A 23,941-nucleotide genomic window follows, 5' to 3' on the forward strand; every position below is an offset into this window, starting at 1 on the left:
GGCTCGACCGGCGAGGCTCGCTACACCGTCAGCACGATGATGACGGCGACGATCACCGTCAGCAAGACCAACAGGGCGAAGATCGCGGCGGCCAGGCCGAGATTGCTGCTCTGCTGGGGCTGCTGTGGATAGTAGGGCTGCTGGTAGGGGCCGGACTGGGGTTGTCCGGGGTATCCCATCTGCGACGGGTTCGACGGGTACGGCACCGGCTCGGGTGTCATGCGCGGAGCGTAGTTGCCGCTGGTGGTCGGGGCCACCTGGGTCGGCGCGTGCGGCGGCGGAGTCGGGGTGGTCGGCGGTCGTACGGGTCCCGGCGTCGCGGCAGGCGGCACGAGGGTCTCGCGCGCCGACTTGGCTCGCTGCGGTTTGGTCGTGACGAGGCCGGTCAGCACCTTCTCGGTGGTGCCGAGTGTTCCCGCCGCGAACTGCACCAGTAGATCACGAGCCTCCGACATCGTCGGCCGAGCCGCCGGTGAGGGCTGCAGGAGTCGCAGCAGCACCGGTTCCAGCGCGCCGGCGCGGACCGGCGGATCGATGTTCGCGTTCGCGGCGCGGTGCAGCGTCGCGATGTAGTTGTCGTTGTCGCCGTACGGAGGTCGGCCCTCGACCATCGTGTACAGTGTGGCACCCAGCGAGTACACGTCGGCTGCTTCGCCCGGTTCGTCGCCGCGGGCCACCTCGGGCGCGAAATAGGCTGGTGTGCCGGTCACGATGCCGGTCTGAGTCAGCGAGACGTCGTCCTTGGCGCGTGAGATCCCGAAGTCGGTGATCTTCACCAGGCCCAGACTGCGTCCGCTGTTCGCGATCAGGATGTTGGCCGGTTTGATGTCGCGGTGGATGATGCCCGACGCGTGCGCCTCGGCGATGGCGTCGGCCACCTGCGCGGCGATCTGCGCGGCCTCGACCGGTGGGATCGTCTCGTTGTCGCGGAGGACGTCGGCCACGCTGTGCGACGGAAGGTACTCCATCACCAGCCACGGATTCTCGCCGTCGAGGGCGACGTCGTGCATCGCGATGGCGTTGCGGTGGGACATGCGCGCCGCCAGCCTGCCCTCGCGCATCGCGCGTTGGCGGTTGGTGAGGGCTTCGTGGTCGGTCATCCCGTCGGTCGAGAGGACCTGCTTGACGGCGACGTCACGGTCGAGCAGCGTGTCGCGGGCAAGCCACACCGCGCCCATGCCGCCGCGCCCGATCTGTCTGACCAGTCGATAGCGGCCGGCGACGAGGTACGAGGGTGCAGGCGCGGCCGGTCCGGTCATGGGCTGAGTCTAAGCGATCGCCGTTCGTCGTCGTCCGGACCCTTGACGCGGAGATAGAACATGTGTTCGGATGTTGGCATGAGTGGGTTGCCCGGACTGGTCGCGGACAGTCTCGAGCGGACCGTCCGGTTCCCCGAGGCGCCGCGGCTGACTGTGCACGAGACGTGCTCGCGGACCGTGCTGCGTTCGGTGACCGGCGATCGACGGCATCCGTACGACTACGCGCTCGAGACGATCACGCGCGCCGGCGACGACGCGCATGTCGCGGTGAATGCCGCCGCCGTGCTGCGGCGAGAGCTGCGTCGTCGGTCGTGGCATCGGTCGACGGTGGCGATCGGTGCCACGGGCTCGGATCCGTACGGGCACCTGGAGGAGCGGTATCGGCTGATGCCGGGAGTCGTCTCGACGCTCGCCGAGTTCGAGACGCCGTTCGCGCTGTACACGGGGTCCGACCTCGTGCTGCGCGATCTGACGATGCTGCGCGTGGTGCGGCATGCGGTGCCGACGACGGTCGTGGTGACCGTACCGTGCCTGGACGTCGACCTGTGTCGACGTGTCGATCCGGACGGGTCGTCGCCGGTGGAGCGGATCGAAGCCGTGCGACGTCTGGCCGATGCCGGGCTCGCGCCGCACGTGCGGATCGCGCCGCTCCTGCCGCTGCTGACCGACTCGACGTCGCAGCTCGACGAACTGCTCGGACTGCTCGCCGAGGCGGGCGCCGATCGAGTGTCCGTGTCGGTGCTGGTGCTCTCCGACGACGGCTACCTCGACTGGCTGGCCGACGAGCATCCGGCGCTGGTGCGCCGATACCGGTCGCTGTACGGCCGTGGATCCTATGCGCCTGCCGACTATGCGGTCCGGCTGCGCGAACGGATGGCGCCGCTGGTCCGTCGCCACGGACTCGAACGGCCGCATGATGAGGAGGTGACGCCGGTGCGTGAGGCGGCGCCGGCGGTGCACGAGCAGGATGTGGGCGAGCAGGCGCTCACTCTGTTCTGATGCTTGTATCAATGCGTGAGTGCACACGAACTGGTGACGACGATCGTCGCCGTGGCGATCTTGGCGTGCGTAGCCGTCGTCGTGCTGCGCATGTACCGGGTACCGGGGAACTGGGCGCCCGCGTGGGCGATCGTGCGCGGTGCGCTGCAACTCGCAGTGCTCAGCGTGATCCTGGCCGGGGTCATCACGAGTCCGCTTCTGGTGGGTGTGGGGATCGCGGTGATGTTCGGTGTCGCGGTGACCACCGCGACCATGCGGATCGGGGCTCCGGGCGGACGGCGCCGCGCCGTCGTGTTGGCGGCCGCGGCCATCGCTGCCGGGGTGGCGGTGTCGTTGACCGTGGTGTTCGCCTCCGGCGCGCTCGACTTCTCGATCCGCTATGTCCTGGCGATGGCAGGCATCGTCATCGGCAACACCATGAACATCGTGTCGCTGACCGGGCGGCGATTCGCCGAAGCGGTGAACGAGCGGTGGGACGAGGTGCAGGCATGGCTCGCGATCGGTGCGACGCCGCGGCAGGCCACGTCCGACATGGCCCGCCATGCCGTGCACAGCGCCCTGGTGCCGTCGATCGATCAGGCGCGCACCACCGGCCTGGTGACGTTGCCCGGTGCCTTCGTCGGCGCGATCTTCGGCGGACTCTCACCGTTGGAGGCGGGCCGGTTTCAGATGCTGGTGCTGGCCGCGCTGCTGGCCTCCGGTGCGATCGCATCGGTGACCGTCGCGCATGTCACGTCAGCGGTGACCACACGTCCCGTTCTTCCCGACCCCGGTCGGTCGCGGAGTATGCGCAGAGCGCGGCGGTCAGCAGCATGACGACGGTCAGCGGGATGAGGACGGCCTTGCTCGGCCCGAGTTCGGTGCCGAACGGTACGAGGCCGACCTGATCGAGGACGTTGTTCGAGTACCAGCCCGGCCAGATCATCACCGCGACCGGGACGAACGCGCCCAGGACGCAGACGACGGCGGCCGCCGCGTTGGCCAGACGCGCCACCGGCTGTGCTTGAACGGCGGGCATCAGCGAGATCAGCGCGGCAAGGATTGCGACGATGGAGGCCGCGATGACCAGCCAGCCGCGGCCTGCGGGGGCGAAGTCGTCGACACCGGCCAGACCGCCCATGCCCAGTCCGTTCCAGGAGACGTCGAACCCGACTGGACGCAGACTCATCCAGGGGAGTGCGGTGAGGGCGATCGCCGTCGCAGCGGCGACGATCGTGGCGAACGGGAACAGGCGAGACGACTGCATGACGCCGACTGTAATGGATTCGCTTTCCGTCGGTGATCTGCGGCGTTGACGATTGTCGGACCCCGCAACTAAAGTATCGAACAGAAGTTCGAACACCGGGGATTGGGGAAGCGATGGCTCGGTCAGCAAGTTCCAGCACAGGGCGACGGGACGTCCCCGTGGAGATCGAAGAACTGCGTCGTCGACTGGCGAGTATGAGCGGTGACGCGATGGCGGAGACGTCGACGCTGCCGGTCCCGGAGGCGATGACGCCGTTGTTTCCGCGAGGAGGTCTCTCGCGCGGGACGGTGGTCTCCTCGGTCGGGGCCACCACTGTGCCGATGGCGATCATCGCCGCGGCCACCAGATCCGGAGCGACGGCCGCTCTCGTCGGACTGCCGCGACTGAACCTGGCCGCGGCCATGGACATGGGCGCCGATCTGAGCCGTGTCGCCGTGGTCACCGAGCCGGGGGTGGACCCGTTCGAGGTGGCCGGAGTGCTGCTCGACGGGATCGACCTGGTGGTGCTCGGGTCCGATCTGGGGCACGGACGCTTGCGCGGTCCGGTGACGCCGTCGCGGGCTCGGGTGCTCGCGGGGCGGGCGCGTAAGCAGTCGTCGACGCTGCTGGTGCTCGACGACGACTGGCCGGGGGCCGCCGTGCGAATCGAAAGCGAGGTGACCGACTACCGCCATGTGCCCGCTCGCCGCAGCGGGTACGGCCGGATCGGAGGGTTCGGGGTCGACGTGCAGGTGTCGGCGTCGGGGGCGCGTCCGTCGTCGGGCCGGTTCGACCTCGTGGCGCCCGCGATGGGAGAGGGACCGGTCGACGGTCACGGCGGGTTGGAACTGGTGGCGGCCGCGGGCAGTGCCGTGGTGCCGTCGCGTCCGCGTCTGGCCGTGGCGAATTGACCGGCGGGCAACCGGGGGAGTCGGGTCCGTCGCGTCGGGTGATGGCGGTGTGGTGCCCGGACTGGCCGGCCGTGGCGGCCGCGTCGACGGCGGGGCTGACCGCCACGGCACCGATCGCGGTATTGGAGGCGGGCACGGTGCAGGCGTGCTCGCGGGCGGCACGGGCCACCGGTGTGCGACGAGGCATGCGCAAGCGGCAGGCGCAGTCGTTGTGCCCGGATCTGGTGCTCTCCGATGCGGATCCGGCGCGAGACGGGAGGCTGTTCGATCCGGTGGTGACGGCGGTGACCGATGTGGTCCCGCTGACCGAGGTGCTGCGTCCCGGCCTGCTCGTGGTGACCGCCGACCGCGCCGCGCGCTATTTCGGCGGAGAGGACGCGCTCGCCGAACAGATCGTCGACGCCGTCGCCACGACCGGGGTCGTCGCCTCGGTCGGGACCGCCGATGAACTGTTCACCGCGGTGCTCGCCGCGCGGTCGGGTCAGACGGTGCCCCCGGGGACGGATGCCGCTTATCTGGCCACGAGACCGATCTCGGACCTCACCGTCGAGTCGACGCTGTCCGGACCGGAACGCGGGAATCTCGTCGACCTGCTGTGGCGACTCGGCCTTCGAACCCTGGGGGCGTTCGCCGAACTGTCGGCCGCCGATGTGACATCACGGTTCACCGCCGACGCGGTGACCGCGCACCGACTGGCCGCCGGGATGCCCGGACGGCGTCCCAGTCGCGCGCCGATCCCCGCCGCGCTGGAGGTGGAGTACGAATGCGATCCGCCGATCGATCGCATCGACGCGGCGGCGTTCCTCGGTCGCCGTCTCGCCGACGACCTGCACCGACGTCTATCGGCGGCGTCGCTGGCCTGCACCCGGTTGACCGTGCATGCGATCACCGAACGCGGCCAACGGCATTCGCGGACCTGGCGATGCGCCGAACCGCTCACCCCGGAAGCGACGGCCGACCGTGTCCGGTGGCAGTTGGAGGGTTGGCTGACCGGTGGTGCGCGGGGCGGGAGCGCTCCCGACTCGCCGATCGCCAGGCTGCAGCTGGAACCGGTGGAGGTGGTCGACCCGGGGACTCTGCAGTACGCGTTCGTCGGCGCCGGACTGCCCACTGCCGTCGGTGACGGTCTCGGCGACCGCGCTCGACGGGCTCTGGTCCGCGTGCAGGGGTTGCTTGGCGGCGAAGCCGTGCGGGTGCCGGTCCGCAGCGGCGGTCGCGGTCCGGCCGAGCAGGTGTCGCTGGTGGCATTGGGCGACGAACTCGTCGCCGAGCGGGACCCGGACGCGGCCTGGCCCGACCGGTTGGCTCGGCCGTCGCCTGCTCTGCTCTCGCACACCGATGCCGAGGTGCTCGACGCGGACGGTCGTCTCGTCGCGGTGACCCTGCGCGGTGCGTTCACCGCCGAGCCGACGGACGTGCGGATCGGACGCAGTCTGCATCGCCTGCGGTGGTGGGCCGGTCCGTGGCCCTTCGGATCGGCCGCGCAGCCTCTCGCGGTGTCGGCGAGAGCCCAAGTGCTGCTGGAGGATTCGCGCGCATTGCTGCTGTGCTATCGGGAAGAGGAGTGGACGGTGGAGGGGGTGTACGAGTGAAGGGGGCCTCGACGGGTGGGATGCTACTTCCGACCCAACGCCGCGTCCGACTCGCCGACCATCAGGAACTCCTGGTGCATGATGCGGGTGGTCAGGCGGGGCAGCAGGTGGTGGCCCGCGTCGACGAGATCGCCGAGAAAGGTGTTGATCCTCGTCGGACGGTCGACGACGGCGTGCAGCACCCGGGCGGCGGCCTTGTCGACGCTCCACACACCGTGCTGTGATTCGTAGGCGTCGGTCGGCGCGATCATCCGAGTCCGCGTCAGCGGGAGTCGCACGGTGCTGAACGTGATGTGGTCCGAGAGGGTTTCGGCCGCGGTCGCCGCGCTGAACGCCTCGAGCGCCGCCTTCGACGCGGCGTACGCGCCGAACCTCGGCCCGCGACTCTGCACGGCGATCGACGACACGTTCACCACGTGCCCGGACTGACGCTCGGCCATGTGCGGGAGCAGTGCGAGGGTCATGTAGACGGCGCCGAAGTAGTTGACGGCCATCGTCCGCTGATAGTCGTGCGAGCGGTCCACCGCGTTCAGCGTCGACCGACGGATGGATCGGCCCGCGTTGTTGACCAGCACGTCGACGTGACCGTGCTCGGCGATGATCGACTTCACGACGGTCTGCACCGATGCCTCGTCGGTGATGTCGGCCTGGTATGCGTACGCTCGGCCGAGCGGCAGTCCGTCGACGGGCGTCTCGGTCTCCAGTTCGGCGACGGCCTCGGCGAGCCGGTCGGCGTCGCGGGCGACGAGGAAGACGTTCGCACCCCGGCGGATGCACATACGCGCCGTCGCCCGGCCGATACCAGCGGACGCGCCGGTGATCAGGATGTTGGTGCCGACCAGCGGTCCACGCAGATCCCGGCGACGGTGCCGGGCCGGATCGAGATTGTCGTACCAGTACCGCCACAGTCGCGGGCCGTACTCGGTCAGATCGGGGATCTCGACGCCGAGTTCGCGCAGCGTCGCGGCCGAGGAGTCGCTGCGGAAGTCGACCGGAAGCGAGACGAGGTCTGCCATGACCGGCGGAACCCCGAGCTGGGCCACCACCAGATCGCGTGCGGCACGCAGCGGACCGCGGGAACCGGCCGCCAGAAGCGGGCGTACCAACGCGTTCGGCACGACGTCGAATCCGCGCGGCGCGTCGAACGCGGGTGCCAGCGCGTTGACCATGTCGGTGATGGTCCTCGGTGTCGGATCGGCCAAGTGGAACACGAGCTCGCTCTCGTCGGGACGGTGGTCGACGAGAGCGACGATAGCGTCGGCCACGTAGTCGACCGGCACCAACTCGATGCGTCCGAGGTCGGGCATCGGCATCTTCACGAACGACGGCAGCTTCCCGAGACCGGCCAACTGGCCGAAGAAGTAGTAGGGGCCGTCGATCTTGTCCATTTCGCCGGTGCGCGAGTCCCCGACGACGGCGGTCGGCCGGTAGACGCGCCAGCGCAAGTCAGGAGCATCACGGACGATCTTCTCGGCTTCGAACTTGGTGCGATGGTACGGGGTGGGGAAGCCCTGCCCCTTGTCGAAGTCGGTTTCGGTGAAGACTCCGTCGTAGTCGCCGGACACCGCGATCGACGAGACATGATGCATCATCGCGTCGAGTTCGACGGCGAGCGCGGTGACCCGCCGCGTGCCCTCGATGTTCGCCGCTTCCTGCGACGCCGCATCGGCCGCCATGTCGTAGATCGCGGCCAGATGGATCACGTGGTCCACGTCGCCCAGAGCCGCGGCGTCGACGCCGAGGCCGTCGACGGTGAGATCGCCGGTCGCGGTGATCACCCGGTCGCCGCCGTCGATCGTCTCGAGCATCTGAGCGAAACGCGGCACCGATGCGGAGCGGACGACCGCGGTGATGCGCACGGCGGGATCGGCGGCGAGGAGTCGCTGCAGTACGCGGCGGCCGATGAAGCCGCTCGCGCCCGTCAGAAGGTATCCGGTCACTGACACAGGTTCTCATATCTGTGTCGAAGCCGTTCGATCGAACCAGTCGGGTGTGTCTTGACGACCGCATCGCTCCGGTGCAGCGTGAAGCCATGCCTGTCGAAGAACTGCTCCGTCTCGGAACCGTCCGCCCGATCGTTCGCTGGGGTGAACCTGTCTTGCACCGCCCCGCCCGGCCGGTCACCGACTTCGGTGACGACCTTCAGAACCTTCTCGCCGACATGTTCGCGACCAACCGAGCCGCGTCCGGTGCGGGACTGGCGGCGCAGCAGATCGGTGTCGACCTGGCCGTCTTCATCTACGACTGCGCCGATGAGACCGGGCGACGCCGCACCGGGGTCGTCTGCAACCCGATATGCGAGCAGCCCCGGGGCGCCGAGCGACGTCTGATCTCGTACGACGAGGGGTGTCACTCGCTGCCGGGCGCGTTCGTTGATCTGGCGCGCCCCGAGTCGGCGACATGTCGAGGGTTCGACCAGTTCGGTGAGCCGATCGAGTTGACCGGCGGCGGTACATTCGGCCGGTGCCTGCAGCACGAGACCGATCACCTGGGCGGGACGGTGTTCGGCGATCGGTTGTCGTCGAAGAAGCGCAGACAGTTGTATCGCCGGTTCGAGGAGACGGCGGACGAGTATCCGGCGGAGTGGCCGGTAGAGATCGCGACGAGTCGTATGCGGTGACATCTTCCGAGCGTCCGCGCGATGGCAGTCATCGAACGTACGTTCTATACTGTCCTGGTGGGTTGGAGTAATGGTCCGCCGACCTGGTCGGAGATGGAGAGAGTGCTGTCGGGGCGGTCCCCCGGGGCCAATGACCGAGGCGGCGATACGTTCCCGCCCACGGCCGACGGCAGGGTGCCCGGCGACGGGGGCGACTCGCCCGCGTGGTCGCGCAGACGGGGCGAGTACGTGGCCGCCGACATCGCGCACGGCCGGTCGACCGTGCCGTACGCCGAACTGCACGCGCACAGCGCCTACAGCTTCCTCGACGGTGCATCGATGCCGGAGGCCATGGTCGAGGAGGCGCAGCGACTGGGTCTGACAGCACTCGCGCTGACCGATCACGACGGCTTCTACGGTGTCGTGCGTTTCGCTGAGGCGGCGCGAGAATTCGGCATGCCCACTGTGTTCGGGGCGGAGCTGTCACTGCAGCGCGATGCGGCCCGGGCCGGTGCCGTGGACCCGCCGGGCGATCACCTGCTGATTCTCGCGCGCGGCGCCGAAGGCTACCGGCGGCTCTCGCGCGTCATCGCCGACGCGCACATGAGCGGCGGCGAGAAGGGACTGCTTCGGTACGACGCCGATGCCATCACCGCGGCGGCCGTCGGCGGGCACTGGCAGGTCCTCACCGGCTGCCGCAAGGGGACGGTCCGACGAGGCCTGGCCCGCGCCGGACGGCACGGCGCTCGTGATGCGCTCGGCGACCTCGTCGAGCGGTTCGGGGCGGGCAACGTCGCTGTGGAACTGACCGCCACCGGCGTGTCCGACGACGACGAACGCAATGCGATCCTCGCCGACCTGGCCGCCGAGATGAGCCTGACGACGGTCGCGACGACGGGCGCGCATTTCGCCGGACCGGCGAACCGCAGGCTGGCGACGGCGGTCGCAGCGGTACGCGCCCGCACCGACATGAACACCATCGACGGCTGGCTCCCCGGCGTCGGCGGCGCCCACCTGCGCAGCGGCGACGAGATGGCACGACTGCTGTCCGCTCATCCCGACGCCGTCGAGCACGCTGTCGCCATCGCCGCCGACTGCGCGTTCTCCTTGGCGCTGATCGCCCCGAATCTGCCGCCGTTCGAGGTCGGTGAGGGGCACACCGAGGCGACCTGGCTACGGCATCTCACCGAGGAGGGAGCGGTGCGCCGCTACGGTACGCGCGCCGAGCGGCCCGACGCGTATCGACAGATCGACCACGAACTCGCGATCATCGAGGCGCTGACCTTTCCCGGCTACTTCCTGGTGGTCCACGACATCGTCACGTTCTGCAAGACCCACGACATCCTGTGCCAGGGGCGGGGGAGTTCGGCCAACTCCGCGGTCTGTTTCGCGCTCGGCATCACCAACGTCGACCCGGTCGGCAACAAGCTGTTGTTCGAGCGATTCCTCTCCCCCGAGCGCGACGGTCCGCCGGACATCGACGTCGACATCGAATCGGACCGTCGCGAGGAGGTGATCCAGTACGTCTACCGCAAGCACGGCCGGAGTCACAGCGCGCAGGTCGCCAACGTCATCACTTATCGGGGACGGTCGGCGGTGCGGGACATGGCGCGCGCCCTCGGATACGCGCCGGGACAGCAGGACGCGTGGAGCAAGATCCCCGACTCCGCCCCCGACGACGTCCGTGACCTCGCATCCCAGATCTCCTCCATGCCGAGGCATCTCGGAATCCACTCGGGCGGCATGGTGATCTGTGACCGGCCGATCGCCGACGTCGTCCCCACCGAATGGGCGCGGATGGAGAATCGCAGCGTCCTGCAATGGGACAAGGACGACTGCGCCGCCGTCGGTCTGGTGAAGTTCGACCTCCTCGGCCTGGGCATGCTGTCGGCGCTGCACTACGCGATCGACCTGGTGAGCGAGCACAAGGGGATCGACGTCGACCTCGCGCAGCTGGATCTGAGCGAGCAGGCCGTCTACGACATGCTGTGCCGCGCCGACTCGATCGGCGTGTTCCAAGTGGAGTCGCGCGCGCAGATGGCGACGCTGCCTCGGTTGAAGCCGCGGAACTTCTACGACCTCGTCGTCGAAGTGGCGCTCATCCGTCCCGGCCCGATCCAGGGCGGTTCGGTGCACCCGTACATCCGGCGGCGCGACGAGAAGGAGGAGGTGACCTTCGATCACGACTCGATGAGACCCAGTCTGGAACGCACCCTCGGCATCCCGCTGTTTCAGGAGCAGATGATGCAGGTGGCGGTCGACGTCGCCGGCTTCGATCCGGCCGAAGCCGACCAGTTGCGTCGCGCGATGGGCTCCAAGCGGTCGCCGGAGCGGATGGAGCGGCTGCGCAAACGCTTCTACGACGGGATGCGCCAGACGCACGGGATCGAGGGGGCGGTGGCCGACCGCATCTACGAGAAGATGGCGGCGTTCGCCAATTTCGGCTTCCCGGAGAGTCATTCGCAGAGTTTCGCGTCGCTCGTGTTCTATTCGTCGTGGTTCAAGCTGCACCATCCGGCGGTGTTCTGTGCGGCACTGCTGCGGGCGCAGCCGATGGGCTTCTACTCGCCGCAGAGTCTCGTCGCCGACGCCAGACGGCACGGAGTGCAGGTGCACCGGCCGGATGTGAACGCATCGCGCTCGTACGCGTGGTTGGAGAACGGCGGCCTCGACGTGCGGATCGGGCTGGCCGCGGTGAAGGGGCTCTCGGACGATGCGGCGCAGCGGATCGTCGACGCTCGGGAGTCGGGTCCGTTCACCTCGGTCGCCGACCTGTCGCGGCGGACGGAGTTGACGTTGCCGCAGCTGGAGGCGCTGGCGACGGCGGGCGCCTTCGAATGCTTCGGGCTGGACCGGCGTACCGCGCTGTGGGAGGCGGGCGCGGCGGCCGGTCTGCGGGACGAGCAACTCGACGTCACATCGCCGCGGGCGGCGCCGATGCTGCCCGGCATGTCGGAGGTGGACCTGACCGCCGTGGATGCGATCTCGACGGGCATCTCGCCGCGCGCGTATCCGACCGAGTATCTGCGACCGCGGCTGGCCGCGATGGGCGTGACCCCGGCCGACGGACTGCTCGCGGTGCCCGACGGGACGCGCGTGCTGGTCGGGGGAGCGGTGACACATCGGCAGCGGCCGGCGACGGCGTCCGGGGTGACCTTCGTGAACCTCGAAGACGAGACCGGCATGGTGAACGTCGTCTGCTCGGTCGGCCTGTGGTCGCGGTACCGGACACTCGCACAGACTGCGTCCGCGTTGCTCATCCGCGGAAAGGTGCAGAATGCCGAGGGCGCGGTGACCGTCGTCGCCGACCGGCTGCAGAAGCTGGATCTGAAAGTGGGGACGCGGTCGCGGGACTGGTGCTGAAGTCGCGTGATCTACTCCGCGCGCACCGGCTCCGGTCCCACGTAGCGGGCCACCGGCCGGATGATCTTGGCCTCGGCGACCTGCTCGAGGATGTTCGCGGTCCAGCCGACGACGCGGGCGACGCCGAAGGTCGGGGTGAACATGTCCACGGGCAGGCCGACCTCGTGCATCAGCACCCCCGCGTAGAACTCGACATTCGCGTACAGACGGCGACCCGGCTTCAACTCGTTGATCGCGGCCTCGATCTCGGCTTCGACGGCCATCGCCTGCCGCACCAGATCGGAGTCGTAGCGCTGCCGTACAACCGATTTCAGCAGTTCCGCGCGGGGGTCGCGGGTCCGGTAGACGGCGTGGCCGAAGCCCATGACGATCTCGCCTCTCTCGATGCGTCCGCGCACCCAGTCGCGCGTGTTCGCCGGATCGCCGATCTCGTCCAATGCGGCCAGCGCTCGACTCGGTGCGCCACCGTGCCGCGGGCCGAGGAACGCGCCGAGCGCGCCCAACACCGACGACGTCATATCCGATCCGGTGGAGGCGACGACGCGACCGGCGAACGTCGACGCGTTGAACCCGTGATCGATCGTGGTGATCAGATACGTGCGCAGTGAGTCGGCGGCCTCGGCGTCCGACGAACCGGTGGCCATTCGCAGATAGTCGGAGACGTGGTCGGCCTCCGGATCGGGGTCGAGGACATCGAGTCCCTGCGAGATACGATGTGCCGCAGCGAGAATGGTCGGTACGACCGCTCCGGTGCGCAGTGCTGCGTCGACCAGTTCGGGGCGGTCCATGTCGAACGTCGGTCGGTCGGCGACGCCCAGCGCCGCCAGTGCCACGCGCAGCGCGGCGAGCGGTTCGACGCCCGGGCCCGCCACTCGACGGAGCAGCTCGACGGTCTCGTCGTCGATGACGCGGAGTGCGCCGATCCGTCGCACGAACGCCGCCGACTGCTCCGGAGAGGGAAGCGTCCCGAACACCATCAGATGCCAGACGTCTTCGAACGTCGCCGTCCGAGCGAGCTGCGTCGCGTCGTACTGCCGGTAATGGTAGAAACCCTCTTCGCCTCGCACATCACCGATCTCGGTGTCGGTGACGATGACGTTCTTGAGGCCGCGGGGAACGCTGATCGGTGTGCTCATGACTCGATCATCATCGACATTGATCAACATCGTCAATGTTGATTGAATCAACGTGTGGACTCCTGGATCACCACGTCGGAGGCGGCGGCGCGACTCGGCGTCAAACGCGGCACGCTGTACTCGTACGTCAGTCGAGGGCTGCTGGAGTCGCGACGGCAGCCGGGGCAGGAGGAGTCGCTGTTCGACCGCACGCAGATCGACTCTCTCGCCGCGGCCAAACACGACGGTCGCCGTGCGGGCGACCGTCTGCTCAAGTTCCGGGCGGTGTCGACGCGCGTGTCGTCGATCAGCGACGACCGGCTCTACCTGCGAGGGCGCGATCTCTCCGACGTCTGCGACACCATGGACTTCGCGGCCGCCGCGCGGTTCGTCCTCGCCGTCGACGAACCACGGCGAGCGCCCGAGGTGGATCTGTCCGTCATCGCACGGGTCGACGTGGAGCGACGGATCCCCTTGACCGTCGCCTTGATCGCGGCCGGCGATCCGCTGCGCGCCGACCGCACGGACGCCGCGGCGAAGGCACTCGGACTGCTTCCCGTTCTGGCGCAGGCTGTTTCGGAGATCGATCTCGGACACCCGTGGATCGACCTCCTCGTGACGACATTGATCGACAACGGACTCGCCGCTTCCACGACCGCGGCGCGTGTCGCGGCCTCGGCTCGTGCCGGAATCTTCGACGCGGTGCTCGCGGGTTACGCCGCACTGTCGGGCCCGTTGCACGGTGGCGCGCCCGCCGCGGCGTACGAACTCGTCGACGCCGTGGTCGACGGCACTCCCGTCGATCGGGCCCTCGCCGACGCCGTGGTCGACGGCAGACTCCCCGGATTCGGACACGTCGTCTACGGTGGCCCGGATCCCCGTGCGACGATCGTCTTCGACCGGATTCGAGCCGATCGGCCGACCTCACCCGCATTGGCCGCCGCCGACCTGATCGTCGGCCGCGCGGGGAGGGCGGCCAACGTCGATCTGGCGAGCGCCGTCGTCGCCCGCGAGCTGGGTCTCGGGCCGCGCGCCGGCGAGGTCCTGTTCCAATACGGCAGGACGGTCGGCATGGCCGCGCACGTGGTCGAGGAGTACGGCGAGGCGCCGCTGCGCTGGCGCGGCAGCGACACCGGGCACGACCGTACGAGATGACGGACGGCCGCGGATCGGCGATATTCGCTGGACGCCTCGGGCCGGGCGTTGTTAGCCTCGTCGCGACCGTGCAGTACAGCTGAGGAGGTGGTTACCCGTGAACGATTCGACAGGGTGCTCCTCGCAGAGGTCACGGTAGGACGACAAGTCGTCCGCGGAGCGCCGATCACGCACTTCGCAAAGGACCACGACCATGTATTTTCACTCCGATCCTCGTATCGACGACGTCGTCGTCGAGCGTGACTTCACTCTCGGCGACATACCGGGAATCCTGTGGACGCCCGCGTCGGTGTCGGCTTCCGCATCGCCGATCCTGCTGGGCAATCAAGGCGGACTCGACCGGATGCGCGCACGTCTGGCGGCCCGTGCCCGAGCGGCGGTCGAATCCGGATTCGCTTGCGCGACTCTGGAACTTCCGGGCAGTGGCGTCCGTGAGCCGCTCGACGCCGTCGACCGGGCTCGCGCGGACCTGCATCGAGCGCTTGCCGCGGGCGAACCGCTCGACGGGATCGTCGACCGACTGATTCCGCCGTTGGTGGACGCGGCCGTCCCCGAGTTCCAAGCTCTGCTCGACGCGCTCTACGAGTTGCCTGGGATCGACGGCCCCGCCGGGACGTCCGGCGGGATCACCGCGATCGCGGTGCGCCTGGCCAGAGTCGACCCGCGGATCGTCTGCGCGGTGCTGTTCGCCGGGAGTCTCCTTCCCGCGGCCACGTTCGACGACGCCCGCGAGCTGACGATCCCGCTGCACGTCCTGCTGCAGTGGGACGACGAGGGCAACGACAGACAGGCCGCCCTCGACCTGTTCGACGCGTTCGGCTCCGCCGAGAAGACGCTGAACGCCAATATGGGCGGTCACGCCGGTGTGCCCGAGCACGCCGGGGCGGCCGCGTCAGCGTTCTTCGAGCGGCACCTGCGCTAACGTCTCGATCTCGACGGCGGCGAGTTCGTCCCGTCGGAGCGTCGCGTCGATCGCCGCGATCGCTCCGGCGGGCGTGAACGACACGTCCATCACCAGCAGCATCGCGTCGCCGCCCGCCGGATGAGGGACGGCCACACCGACCTTCCCGTCGAGGGCGACGGTGAGCGCGGTCTTCGCCCGGAACATGAACGCGTCGGCGATCGCCGGTGCACCGTGCACCAGGGCGGGAGGCTCGTCGTCGGTGAACGTGCGGAACACCGAGTCCGGATCGAGGAGTTCGACGAGGCCGGTGAAGTCGCCGTCGCGCGACGCGGCCAAGAACGCCGACACGGCGCTCGCCCGACGAGACCCGGCGTCGGGTGGCGCCGCGGACACCCGCTTACGCGCACGGCTCGCGATCTGCCGAGTCGCGGCGGGAGTCTTGCCGAGGATCGACGCGACGTCGTCGAACGGGACGCCGAACACGTCGTGCAGCACGAATGCGACGCGTTCGGCGGGTCCGAGGGAGTCGACGACGGCGCCGAGCGCGGCCCCGACGGCGTCGGCGAGCTGCGCTTGGTCGTCGGGTCCCGCGTGCGGGTCGGCGAGCTCCACATCGTCGATCGACGCGGTGTCGCGGCGGGCGCGCAGCATGTCCAGGCATACGCGTGAGACGACGGTGGTCAACCAGGCGGGCGGATTGTCGATCTCGTCGTCGACGCCGACCGCTCGAAGCCACACCTCCTGCACGGCCTCCTCCGCGTCCGTGGGCGATCCGAGCATCCGTGTGGCGATTGCGACGAGCCGTGGTCGGGCGGTCTCGAAGTCGTCTACCTGCATGTGTCACATCCTTGTCCATCGATCCGTCATAGGTGTGACGAAGTGAGCGCTTTGCATGTGACATCGACTCGAGGAGACCACCCATGTCCGCACGTATGACCAACCCCGTGTTCCTTCTGCCCGGCGTGTTCGAGGGGCTCACCGCGATCGGGAAGGCGATCGCCGACACCGGCCTCGGCCAGGATCTCTGCGAGATCGTGAACATGCGCGCCAGCCAACTCAACGGCTGCAGCACGTGTCTCGACGGGCACTGGCGACTCGCACGCCGACACGGCGTCAGCGACGAGAAGCTGTTCGCCGTCGGCGCCTGGCGCGACGCACCGTACTTCTCCGCCGCCGAGCGCATCGCGCTGGAGATGACCGAGGAGCTCACCCACCTGTCGATCAAGCCCGCGGCCGTCTCGGACGACCTGTGGGATCGTGCGGCCGACGAGTTCGACGAGGCCCAGCTCGCGGCCCTCGTCGTCGCCATCGCGAACATCAACCTGTACAACCGGGTCAACCACGCCACTCGTCAGGAGGGCGGCTCATGGAAGCCGTGACGAGCGTCGTGGCCGGCGGTTGAGCAACTCGTGACAAGATGACCCGGAGAGCAGGCGGCGCGAGAGGGATCGATGATCCGTCTCAGGGGCATCCCCTGGGTTCATGCACGGCACGGCTTCGCGTCGCGCGCAGACGGGCACACTCCGTGTACGGCGCTGCGCGCCGAGAACGACATGTTCTGGTCGCGCCGCCTGCGCTCGTCGACGAGGGGAGCGCGATGACGGGGCAGGGGCTCGAGCCGCCGCAGCGCTTCACCGGACACGATGCGAACGCGATGGGATTCGCGGTGTCCCGCCGCATGATGCGGCTCCGACCCGCCGAGAGGGCCGACGCCTGGACGTGGCTCACCCTGCAGGAGATGTTCGCCGACACGGTGTGGCCCGACGACGCGGACGAGATCGCCCAAGCGGTGCTCGCCGTGTATCCGGAGCCGCCGTCGCGCATCCAGGAGGCGTTGACGGCTGTCATCGTCGCGATGCCCGGGCGGCGCGAACCCTTCGCCGCCGACCCCGGGAGCTCGTCGCCGGTGTTCGACGTCCGGCAGATCGCCGATGTCGAGGAGCTCGCGGCCTGGCAGAATCTGTCGATGCCCGAACTGGACTGGTTCGCCGCCCGCGGCCGTGGGTCCCGCCGGGCGCCGACGCGACTGCGGCACTACCGGGTCTGGCAGATCCCGAAGCGGCACGGCGGTCTCCGCATCATCGAGGCGCCGAAGGAACGGCTCGCCACCATTCAACGACGCATCCTCGACGACGTCCTCGCGCATGTCCCGCCCCATCCGGCGGCCCACGGTTTCGTCCGCGGGCGCTCGGTCACGTCGTTCGCGGGTCCGCACGCGCTGCACGACGTCGTGCTCCGCATCGATCTGCGCCACTGTTTCGAACATGTCACGTATCCGCGAGTCAAGGCGGTGTTCACGGCGATCGGGTACCAGCCGGGCGTCGCCGCGTACCTGACGGCGCTGTGCACGACGACGATCGCGGTCGACGACCAGCGACTCACCGACTCTCTCCACGCGGCACTGCTCCGGGAACGGCACCTGCCCCAGGGGGCGCCGACGTCGCCTGCGCTGCTCAACCTGGTGTTGCGACGCACGGACATCCGCATCGCGGGTTTCGCCGCCGCGAACAGGCTCACGTACACGCGGTACGGCGACGATCTCGCGCTGTCCGGCGACGACGTCGACGTGGGGCGGGTGCTCTGGGCGGTGTCGTCGATCATCCGCGACGAGGGCTTCACCGTGCATCCCGACAAGGTCCGTGTGATGGGCGAGCATCAACGTCAACAGTTGACCGGGCTCGTCGTGAACGCCGGACCGCGCGCCGCCCGGGCCGACTACGATGCACTGAAAGCGCTGCTGCACAATGCGATCCGCGACGGAGGTCAGTCGCAGAACCGCGCAGGCCGAGACGACTTCCGGGCGTATGTGTACGGGCGTATCGGCTGGGTGTCGACCGGATCGCAGGCCAGGCGTCGCAAACTCACCGAGATGGCGGCACGCGTCGACTGGGAGCGTTAGACCGCCCCGTCGAACCCGTGCTGCCGCCAGGCCTCGTACAGGACGACGCTGGTCGCGTTGGCCAGATTCATGGATCGGCGGTCCGGGAGCATCGGGATCCGCAGCTGGTCGGTGACGTGCGGGTCGGCCATCACCTCGTCGGGCAGCCCGGTCGGTTCCGGTCCGAACATCAGCACGTCGCCCGCGCGATACTCGACGTCGGTGTAGAAGCGCGTCGCGTGCGAGCTCAGCGCGAAGACACGTTCGGGTCGTAGTCGGTCCCATGCGGTCTCCAGATCCGGGTGCACGGTGACGTTCGCCATCTCGTGATAGTCCAGACCGGCCCGCTTGACCTGCGTGTCGGTCATGGTGAACCCGAGCGGCTCGATCAGGTGCAGTTCGCAGCCCGTATTGGCCGCGATCCGGATCGCGTTGCCGGTATTGGGTGGAATGCAGGGCTGGTAGTACATGATCCGGAACACGACTGCGAGTGTATGCCTGACCCGTCGCCGCGATCTCGGATGGTCAGCAACTCCCCGGTTCGCCGATCTTCACCGCAGACAGAACGGCCTCGCCTTCGCCGAATTCCGTACCGGGGTCGGGCGTCTGCGATACGACCACCCAGTTCCGGTCGAGGATCTGAGCGCGGCCCTGGCCGGTAGCGTCCTCACTGCGTGAGAAGAAGACGCCCGCCTCCTGGATGCGGTTCTGCGCAGCCTGAAGATTCATACAGACGACGTCGGGCATGATCGCGGTGCTCGCCTGCGTTGAGCTCTCGACCGCTTCGGTGGTGGTCGTGGTCTCGGCCGCCGTGTCCTCGGTCTCATTGTCGTCATCCGACGACGGTGCGAGCACCGGTGCAGGGATCGATGCGCTCGTAGCATCGCTCGGGGGAGTCTCCGCAGTATCAGTGCCGCTCGAGCACCCTGCCAGGGCCAGAACTGCGGCTGCCGACAGGATGGCCGCGGACACGGAACGTCGCATCGACGAGATGCCTTTCGGTAAGGAGAACGGGCCGTCTCATCTTGTCGCTGGAACTGACGTCGTTCCCGTGTATGAGGGATCTTCGTCTGAACGAATGAATCGACAGTTTCCACATAACCCTTGACGTACACCGAACGTTCGTGCGAGACTGGTATGTCTGCAGCAAACAGCGTTGATCATCTCACGGTCCGCGAGCACCGCTGCGAAAACTCCCGAGGTTTCAGGGTCGACGGATCGCGCGCCACACGGCGAAGGCGAACCGGGACAACCTCATCTGACAGGGACCCGGACTCTGATCGATCGGCGTGAGGATCACGCCGATCCGGAGCCGGACCGACCCACGACACATGTCGAAGCAGTGGCGCGCCGCGTCGCTGCCCACTACTCATGCCAGGAGGCATACACATGCATACCCACAAGACCGACACCACCGATCTCGATCCGCGCCAGACCGTCTGGTTCCAGATCGACGACGCCACCGGCTTCTACGTGACCGTCGAGGAGTTCCTCGCCGTCGCACGTTCGCAGCAGCCGATCGCCGCCTGACCTGCGCGCGTAGACGGGCGAATCCGAGACCGCGAGGCGTCGGATTCGTCCATCGAGCGCGCGCGGACGCTCGACCCTCGGTAGCGTGATCGGCAAGCGCGATGAGCGATGTGCCGACCATCGACCCGAGAAGGCAGGGCTGTCAATGGAAGTCGTGATCACCGACCGTCCCGAACACGTGATGGCCGACATCGTCACGAACGCCGTCGCCGAGGGGGCGACGACCCTGGGACTTGCGACCGGGTCGTCGCCGCTGGCGACGTACACCGAACTGATCCGCAGGCACCGGGAAGACGGGCTGTCCTTCCACGGAGTGAACGCCGTCCTGCTCGACGAGTACATCGGACTCGAACCGACGCACCCGGAGGCGTACGCCCGATTCATCCGCGACAACTTCACCGACCACGTCGACATCGGCGAGGTCCATTCCCCGGACGGGATGAACCCCGACTTTCGGGGTGCCGCCGACGCATACGACGCGTTGATCGCCGACCTCGGCCCGGTGGACGTCCAGATCCTGGGCATCGGCAGCAACGGACACGTCGGCTTCAACGAGCCGTCGTCGTCGCTGACGTCGAGGACGCGGATCAAGACACTCACCGAGAAGACGCGGCAGGACAACGCCCGGTTCTTCGACTCGATGGACGACGTGCCCATGCACGTCATCACCCAGGGCCTCGGCACGATCAGCGACGCGAAGCACCTCGCCCTCGTCGCGACGGGGGAGGGGAAGGCCGAAGCGATCGCGGCCGCCGTCGAGGGGCCGCTGTCGGCGTCCTGTCCGGCGTCGATCCTGCAGTGGCATCGGCACGCGACCGTCGTCGTCGACGAGGCGGCGGCGAGCCGCCTGCGCGACGCCGACTACTACCGATACGTGTACGACCACAAGCCGTAGCCCCCTGGTGGAGGTGACCGACCGATCCGATTGCGCGGCACACGGCCCCCGCGTGGAAGAATGGGACACCGTGACGGCGATTCGACTGGACGGCAAACTCACCCGCGACGAGATCTTCACCGACCTCACGACCCGCGTGGACGCACTCCGCGCGGCGGGCATCACCCCGGGACTCGGGACGGTGCTCGTCGGCGACGACCCGGGCTCGCAGAGCTACGTGAAGGGCAAGCACTCCGACTGCGCGAAGGTCGGCATCGCGTCGATCCGCCGGGACCTGCCCGCTGACATCACGCAGGACCAGTTGAACGCCACGATCGACGAACTCAACGCCGACCCGGAGTGCACCGGGTACATCGTTCAGCTCCCGCTGCCCAAGCACCTCGACGAGAACGCGGCCCTCGAGCGCATCGCGCCGGAGAAGGACGCGGACGGTCTGCACCCGATCAACCTCGGGCGCCTGGTCCTCGGCAAGGCGTCGACCCTGCCGTGCACCCCGCGCGGCGTGATCCACCTGCTCCGCCGCTACGACATTCCGCTCGACGGCGCGCACGTGACCGTCGTCGGTCGCGGCGTCACCATCGGTCGCCCGATCGGACTGCTGCTGACCCGCCGCAGCGAGAACGCGACCGTCACCCTGTGCCACACCGGCACGCGCGACCTCGCGGCCGAGGTCCGCCGCGCCGACATCGTGGTCGCCGCGGCCGGCGTCGCGCATCTGATCACCGCCGACATGGTCAAGCCGGGGGCCGCCGTCGTCGACGTGGGCGTCTCGCGCACCGACGAGGGACTCAAGGGCGACGTGGCCCCGGACGTCTGGGACGTGGCGGGCGCGGTCTCGCCGAACCCGGGCGGCGTGGGCCCCCTGACCCGAGCGTTCCTGCTCGCGAACGTCGTCGAGCGCGCCGAACAACAGCTGGCCGCAGCGAGCGCCTGATGACCGACGAGCGCGTCGACGAGCTCCGCCGGGCCCGGCGGATCCACGGCTGGATCGTGAACATCCCGTTCTACGTGGTGCTCGCGCTGGTCGCGGTGGCCGCCGTGCTCGTGCTCGTCGACCGCTGGCGTCGCGGCGCGTTCGTCTTCGGAGCGGCGCTGGTCGTCGCCGCGACGATCCGCGCCCTGCTCCCGACATCGCGTGTGGGACTGCTACAGATCCGCAGTCGCCCGTTCGACGTCGTGACCATGGCTGCCCTCGGCGCCGCCGTCCTCTGGCTCGCCACGTCGATCGACGCGCTGGGCACGGCCTGACCGGCGAATGCTGCCGAAGAGCACACCGGACACCACCAGCACGGCTCCCGCGATCTCGACCGGACGCACGGACTGATCCAGCATCAGCCAGGCCGTCGTCATCCCGACCACGGGAACGAGCATCGAGAACGGGGCCACGACGCTCGCCGGATACCTGGACATCAGCCAGGTCCACACGCCCGATCCGAGGACTGTCGCGACGACCACGGTGAACAGCAGTCCGAGATCGGCGGGCAGACCGTCGAGAGTGAACGCGGTGCGAACCGATTCGCCGATCTCCGCGGGCCCCTCGACCAGCAGGCTCACGGCGAGCATCGGGATCGGCGGCACCACCGTCATCCACAGCATCAGCCGAAACGGATCCGCCGTTCGTGCCTGTCGGTTGCAGACATTGCCGATCGCCCACCCGAACGCGCCCGCGAGGGTGAGCAGAAACGGCAGGATCGCCGCGTGCTCGGCACGCTGCCAGCCGACGACCGCGAGTCCGGTGACGGCGACGACGATGCCGACCACCTGGCGAGTCGACAGCCGCTCGCTCAGGAATGTCGCGCCGAGGAGGACGGTGAACGGCGCCGACGCCTGCAGTACGAGCGACGCCAGACCGGCGGGCATCCCGGCCGACATGCCCCAGTACAGGAATGCGAACTGCAGGACGCCGAACCCGACACCGTAGCCGATCAGCCAGCGAGTCGGAACCGCCGGGCGGGGTACGAACAGCACCGTCGGAATCGCGATGAGGGCGAAGCGGACCACCACGAGGAACATCGGTGCGAACGTGTCCAAGGAGTAGTCGATGGCGATGAAGTTGACGCCCCAGACAGCGGCGACGAGGACGGCGAGAGCGATATGGCGGGAGGGCACGTCATCCATCGTCCCGCCGTTGACATTTCAGTACAACTGAAAACATCTACATCGACACTGTAGTTTGGCTGCATGGACGTGCGTCATCTGGAGCTGCTGCGCGAATTGGCCGACCGCGGCAGCATCACCGCCGTCGCGCGGGCCTCCCATCGGACGGTGTCGGCGGTCTCCCAGCAGCTGCGGACCGCTCAACGCGAGTTCGGGATGGCCCTCACCGAACCGGACGGACGAGGGCTGCGACTGACCGAGGCGGGCCGTCTGCTGGCCGACGGCGGCCGTCGAGTGCAGACGACGGTGGCGCAGGTCCAGGCCGAATGGGACGCCTACCGGAACGACGCGGGCGGATCGGTCTCCATCCTGGCGTTCCCGAGCTCCGCGGCGGTGTTCTACCCCGCGGTCGTGGCCGCCGCCGATCTCGCGGGCATCGACCTGAGGCTCGACGACGCGGACCTCGCCGAGGTCGAGTTCGCCGAGCGCACGGCCGATTACGACATCGTCGTCGCGCACAGTCTGGACCGTCGACGACCGGCCGGGACCGACGGCCTCGTGGTGCGCCAGGTGGCCGTCGAGCCGCTCGACATCGCGATGGCGCCCGGGCATCCGCTCGCCGCGCTGCCGACCCTGCGGGCCGCAGACCTCGCGGGGCAGCGCTGGATCGGCGTTCCCGAGGGCTATCCGTTCGATTCGGTGCTGCGCGGGATAGCCGCGACGCTCGACGAGACTCTCGACGTCCGTCAGCGGCTCCGGGACAATCGGGTGGCCGAGTCGTTGGTCAGGACCGGAGACGTGCTCGCCGTGCTGCCGCGGTTCACCACCGTGCCCGACGACGGCCTGGTCCTCCGCGAGATCGTCGACGTGCCCGCGGAGAGGACCTTGTCGGCGATCATGAGGCCCGACCGGGCGCGGCGCCGTGCGGTGACGACCGTCCTCGACGCGATCGTCGAGGCGATGACGTCCGCCGCTGGGTGAGACGAGTGTGTCACGGTGGAGTATGCACGAAACCACCGACACCGACCTGTATCGCCGTTGGATCGACGACCTGTGGAACGGTCCCAAGGATCGAGGCAAGCTCGCCGCCGCGGCGGAGGAGTTCGTCGATGAGGACTTCGTGGGGCACTGGCCGACGATGGATGTGATCGGTCCCGGCAAACTCGCAGCGCTGGTCGCCGCGGTGAAGGCCACGCACACCGGTCTCGAGTACCGCCTGGAAGTGGAGCCGTTCGCCGGAGACGGCCACGTCGCCGCCCGCTGGATCAGTCACGGCGCCGTGCGCGCCGGTCAGACGACGCACGGTTCGGGCAACGACATCCTGCGCGTCGAGAACGGGCGGATCGTCGAATGCTGGGTGGCGTCGCCGGGCGTGTGAGTGGCGGGTTCTCTCCGCCGGTCGAGCGAGTCCGGACCGGC

The 23,941-nt window shown here is 68.8% G+C and carries 24 protein-coding genes; 16 read left to right on the forward strand and 8 right to left on the reverse strand.

Annotated features, from left to right (window positions below):
- Positions 1-20: 20 nt before the first annotated feature.
- Positions 21-1,259 (reverse strand): serine/threonine-protein kinase, encoded by a 1,239-nt coding sequence (locus BKA16_RS10820; RefSeq protein ID WP_183370654.1) that lies wholly within the window; start codon positions 1,257-1,259, stop codon positions 21-23.
- A gap of 78 nt (positions 1,260-1,337) precedes the next feature.
- Here BKA16_RS10820 and BKA16_RS10825 point away from each other — a divergent pair, with 78 nt between their 5' ends.
- Together BKA16_RS10825 and BKA16_RS10830 are read left to right on the forward strand one after the other, a co-directional pair.
- On the forward strand, positions 1,338-2,258 hold the full coding sequence (locus tag BKA16_RS10825; RefSeq protein WP_183370655.1) for a radical SAM family protein: 921 nt from the start codon (positions 1,338-1,340) through the stop codon (positions 2,256-2,258).
- Between the two features lie 15 nt (positions 2,259-2,273).
- On the forward strand, positions 2,274-3,074 hold the full coding sequence (locus BKA16_RS10830) for an ABC transporter permease (protein ID WP_183370656.1): 801 nt from the start codon (positions 2,274-2,276) through the stop codon (positions 3,072-3,074).
- On the opposite strand, the gene BKA16_RS10835 is transcribed toward BKA16_RS10830, so the two are convergent.
- On the reverse strand, positions 2,989-3,504 hold the full coding sequence (locus tag BKA16_RS10835) for a hypothetical protein (RefSeq protein WP_183370657.1): 516 nt from the start codon (positions 3,502-3,504) through the stop codon (positions 2,989-2,991). The genes BKA16_RS10830 and BKA16_RS10835 overlap by 86 nt on opposite strands.
- Positions 3,505-3,662: 158 nt before the next feature.
- On the opposite strand from BKA16_RS10835, the gene BKA16_RS10840 reads away from it, so the two are divergent.
- Together BKA16_RS10840 and BKA16_RS10845 are read left to right on the forward strand one after the other, a co-directional pair.
- On the forward strand, positions 3,663-4,394 hold the full coding sequence (locus tag BKA16_RS10840; protein ID WP_343067370.1) for a P-loop NTPase family protein: 732 nt from the start codon (positions 3,663-3,665) through the stop codon (positions 4,392-4,394).
- Positions 4,395-4,435: 41 nt separating this feature from the next.
- Positions 4,436-5,986: a DNA polymerase Y family protein gene (locus BKA16_RS10845; RefSeq protein ID WP_183370659.1), complete on the forward strand. Its 1,551-nt coding sequence runs from the start codon at positions 4,436-4,438 to the stop codon at positions 5,984-5,986.
- Between the two features lie 23 nt (positions 5,987-6,009).
- Here BKA16_RS10845 and BKA16_RS10850 read toward each other — a convergent pair whose 3' ends face one another.
- Positions 6,010-7,926 carry an SDR family oxidoreductase gene (locus BKA16_RS10850; RefSeq protein ID WP_183370660.1) on the reverse strand — a complete coding sequence of 639 codons (1,917 nt, stop codon included), beginning with the start codon at positions 7,924-7,926 and terminating at the stop codon, positions 6,010-6,012.
- Between the two features lie 92 nt (positions 7,927-8,018).
- On the opposite strand from BKA16_RS10850, the gene def reads away from it, so the two are divergent.
- Together def and BKA16_RS10860 are read left to right on the forward strand one after the other, a co-directional pair.
- A complete protein-coding gene (def, locus tag BKA16_RS10855; RefSeq protein WP_183370661.1) occupies positions 8,019-8,606 on the forward strand; it encodes a peptide deformylase in 588 nt (195 codons plus the stop codon).
- Positions 8,607-8,663: 57 nt separating this feature from the next.
- Positions 8,664-11,948, forward strand: coding sequence for an error-prone DNA polymerase (locus tag BKA16_RS10860; protein WP_183370662.1), 3,285 nt, complete (start codon positions 8,664-8,666; stop codon positions 11,946-11,948).
- Between the two features lie 11 nt (positions 11,949-11,959).
- On the opposite strand, the gene BKA16_RS10865 is transcribed toward BKA16_RS10860, so the two are convergent.
- Positions 11,960-13,084, reverse strand: a complete 1,125-nt coding sequence (locus BKA16_RS10865; RefSeq protein WP_183370663.1) for a citrate/2-methylcitrate synthase — start codon at positions 13,082-13,084, stop codon at positions 11,960-11,962.
- A 54-nt stretch (positions 13,085-13,138) separates the two neighbouring features.
- Between BKA16_RS10865 and BKA16_RS10870 the strand changes: the two genes are divergently transcribed.
- A complete protein-coding gene (locus BKA16_RS10870) occupies positions 13,139-14,218 on the forward strand; it encodes a citrate/2-methylcitrate synthase (RefSeq protein WP_183370664.1) in 1,080 nt (359 codons plus the stop codon).
- Between the two features lie 193 nt (positions 14,219-14,411).
- Positions 14,412-15,140: an alpha/beta hydrolase gene (locus BKA16_RS10875; protein WP_183370665.1), complete on the forward strand. Its 729-nt coding sequence runs from the start codon at positions 14,412-14,414 to the stop codon at positions 15,138-15,140.
- Here the strand turns inward: BKA16_RS10875 and BKA16_RS10880 are convergent.
- Positions 15,111-15,959, reverse strand: coding sequence for a sigma-70 family RNA polymerase sigma factor (locus BKA16_RS10880; protein ID WP_183370666.1), 849 nt, complete (start codon positions 15,957-15,959; stop codon positions 15,111-15,113). The two genes, BKA16_RS10875 and BKA16_RS10880, sit on opposite strands and share 30 nt — an antisense overlap.
- Positions 15,960-16,042: 83 nt before the next feature.
- Here BKA16_RS10880 and BKA16_RS10885 point away from each other — a divergent pair, with 83 nt between their 5' ends.
- Both BKA16_RS10885 and BKA16_RS10890 read left to right on the forward strand, forming a co-directional pair.
- Positions 16,043-16,501: a carboxymuconolactone decarboxylase family protein gene (locus BKA16_RS10885; RefSeq protein ID WP_183370667.1), complete on the forward strand. Its 459-nt coding sequence runs from the start codon at positions 16,043-16,045 to the stop codon at positions 16,499-16,501.
- Positions 16,502-16,719: 218 nt separating this feature from the next.
- Positions 16,720-18,021, forward strand: coding sequence for a reverse transcriptase family protein (locus BKA16_RS10890; protein ID WP_183370668.1), 1,302 nt, complete (start codon positions 16,720-16,722; stop codon positions 18,019-18,021).
- On the opposite strand, the gene BKA16_RS10895 is transcribed toward BKA16_RS10890, so the two are convergent.
- Positions 18,018-18,482, reverse strand: coding sequence for a TrmH family RNA methyltransferase (locus BKA16_RS10895; RefSeq protein WP_183370669.1), 465 nt, complete (start codon positions 18,480-18,482; stop codon positions 18,018-18,020). The two genes, BKA16_RS10890 and BKA16_RS10895, sit on opposite strands and share 4 nt — an antisense overlap.
- A gap of 43 nt (positions 18,483-18,525) precedes the next feature.
- Positions 18,526-18,855: a PASTA domain-containing protein gene (locus BKA16_RS23875; protein ID WP_343067371.1), complete on the reverse strand. Its 330-nt coding sequence runs from the start codon at positions 18,853-18,855 to the stop codon at positions 18,526-18,528.
- Positions 18,856-19,389: 534 nt separating this feature from the next.
- Here BKA16_RS23875 and BKA16_RS10905 point away from each other — a divergent pair.
- From BKA16_RS10905 to BKA16_RS10920, 4 genes are all read left to right on the forward strand, one after another.
- Positions 19,390-19,530: a hypothetical protein gene (locus tag BKA16_RS10905; RefSeq protein WP_183370671.1), complete on the forward strand. Its 141-nt coding sequence runs from the start codon at positions 19,390-19,392 to the stop codon at positions 19,528-19,530.
- A gap of 145 nt (positions 19,531-19,675) precedes the next feature.
- The gene (gene nagB, locus BKA16_RS10910) at positions 19,676-20,425 is read left to right on the forward strand and encodes a glucosamine-6-phosphate deaminase (RefSeq protein WP_183370672.1); all 750 of its coding nucleotides are present in this window, start codon (positions 19,676-19,678) and stop codon (positions 20,423-20,425) included.
- Between the two features lie 70 nt (positions 20,426-20,495).
- Positions 20,496-21,359, forward strand: a complete 864-nt coding sequence (locus tag BKA16_RS10915) for a bifunctional methylenetetrahydrofolate dehydrogenase/methenyltetrahydrofolate cyclohydrolase (protein WP_183370673.1) — start codon at positions 20,496-20,498, stop codon at positions 21,357-21,359.
- Positions 21,359-21,673, forward strand: coding sequence for a DUF3017 domain-containing protein (locus tag BKA16_RS10920; RefSeq protein WP_183370674.1), 315 nt, complete (start codon positions 21,359-21,361; stop codon positions 21,671-21,673). The genes BKA16_RS10915 and BKA16_RS10920 overlap by 1 nt, the downstream gene beginning before the upstream one ends.
- On the opposite strand, the gene BKA16_RS10925 is transcribed toward BKA16_RS10920, so the two are convergent.
- A complete protein-coding gene (locus tag BKA16_RS10925) occupies positions 21,572-22,534 on the reverse strand; it encodes an EamA family transporter (RefSeq protein ID WP_183370675.1) in 963 nt (320 codons plus the stop codon). The two genes, BKA16_RS10920 and BKA16_RS10925, sit on opposite strands and share 102 nt — an antisense overlap.
- Positions 22,535-22,606: 72 nt before the next feature.
- Here BKA16_RS10925 and BKA16_RS10930 point away from each other — a divergent pair, with 72 nt between their 5' ends.
- Positions 22,607-23,503, forward strand: coding sequence for a LysR family transcriptional regulator (locus BKA16_RS10930; protein WP_183370676.1), 897 nt, complete (start codon positions 22,607-22,609; stop codon positions 23,501-23,503).
- A gap of 22 nt (positions 23,504-23,525) precedes the next feature.
- Positions 23,526-23,900 carry a nuclear transport factor 2 family protein gene (locus tag BKA16_RS10935; RefSeq protein ID WP_183370677.1) on the forward strand — a complete coding sequence of 125 codons (375 nt, stop codon included), beginning with the start codon at positions 23,526-23,528 and terminating at the stop codon, positions 23,898-23,900.
- Positions 23,901-23,941: the final 41 nt, after the last annotated feature.

It is taken from the genome of Gordonia humi (genome assembly GCF_014197435.1).
GTDB classification, from domain to species: Bacteria; Actinomycetota; Actinomycetes; order Mycobacteriales; family Mycobacteriaceae; genus Gordonia; species Gordonia humi.

Excerpts from the sequence above, each read along its gene's own strand:
- BKA16_RS10890 (WP_183370668.1), top strand. The coding sequence starts at position 16,720 with ATGACGGGGCAGGGGCTCGAGCCGCCGCAGCGCTTCACCGGACACGAT.
- BKA16_RS10920 (WP_183370674.1), top strand. The coding sequence starts at position 21,359 with ATGACCGACGAGCGCGTCGACGAGCTCCGCCGGGCCCGGCGGATCCAC.
- BKA16_RS10885 (WP_183370667.1), top strand. The coding sequence starts at position 16,043 with ATGTCCGCACGTATGACCAACCCCGTGTTCCTTCTGCCCGGCGTGTTC.
- BKA16_RS10930 (WP_183370676.1), top strand. The coding sequence starts at position 22,607 with ATGGACGTGCGTCATCTGGAGCTGCTGCGCGAATTGGCCGACCGCGGC.
- BKA16_RS10845 (WP_183370659.1), top strand. The coding sequence starts at position 4,436 with ATGGCGGTGTGGTGCCCGGACTGGCCGGCCGTGGCGGCCGCGTCGACG.
- BKA16_RS10865 (WP_183370663.1), bottom strand. The coding sequence starts at position 13,084 with ATGAGCACACCGATCAGCGTTCCCCGCGGCCTCAAGAACGTCATCGTC.
- BKA16_RS10825 (WP_183370655.1), top strand. The coding sequence starts at position 1,338 with ATGAGTGGGTTGCCCGGACTGGTCGCGGACAGTCTCGAGCGGACCGTC.
- BKA16_RS10880 (WP_183370666.1), bottom strand. The coding sequence starts at position 15,959 with ATGCAGGTAGACGACTTCGAGACCGCCCGACCACGGCTCGTCGCAATC.
- def (WP_183370661.1), top strand. The coding sequence starts at position 8,019 with ATGCCTGTCGAAGAACTGCTCCGTCTCGGAACCGTCCGCCCGATCGTT.
- BKA16_RS10935 (WP_183370677.1), top strand. The coding sequence starts at position 23,526 with ATGCACGAAACCACCGACACCGACCTGTATCGCCGTTGGATCGACGAC.
- BKA16_RS10835 (WP_183370657.1), bottom strand. The coding sequence starts at position 3,504 with ATGCAGTCGTCTCGCCTGTTCCCGTTCGCCACGATCGTCGCCGCTGCG.
- BKA16_RS10905 (WP_183370671.1), top strand. The coding sequence starts at position 19,390 with ATGCATACCCACAAGACCGACACCACCGATCTCGATCCGCGCCAGACC.
- BKA16_RS10875 (WP_183370665.1), top strand. The coding sequence starts at position 14,412 with ATGTATTTTCACTCCGATCCTCGTATCGACGACGTCGTCGTCGAGCGT.
- nagB (WP_183370672.1), top strand. The coding sequence starts at position 19,676 with ATGGAAGTCGTGATCACCGACCGTCCCGAACACGTGATGGCCGACATC.
- BKA16_RS10820 (WP_183370654.1), bottom strand. The coding sequence starts at position 1,259 with ATGACCGGACCGGCCGCGCCTGCACCCTCGTACCTCGTCGCCGGCCGC.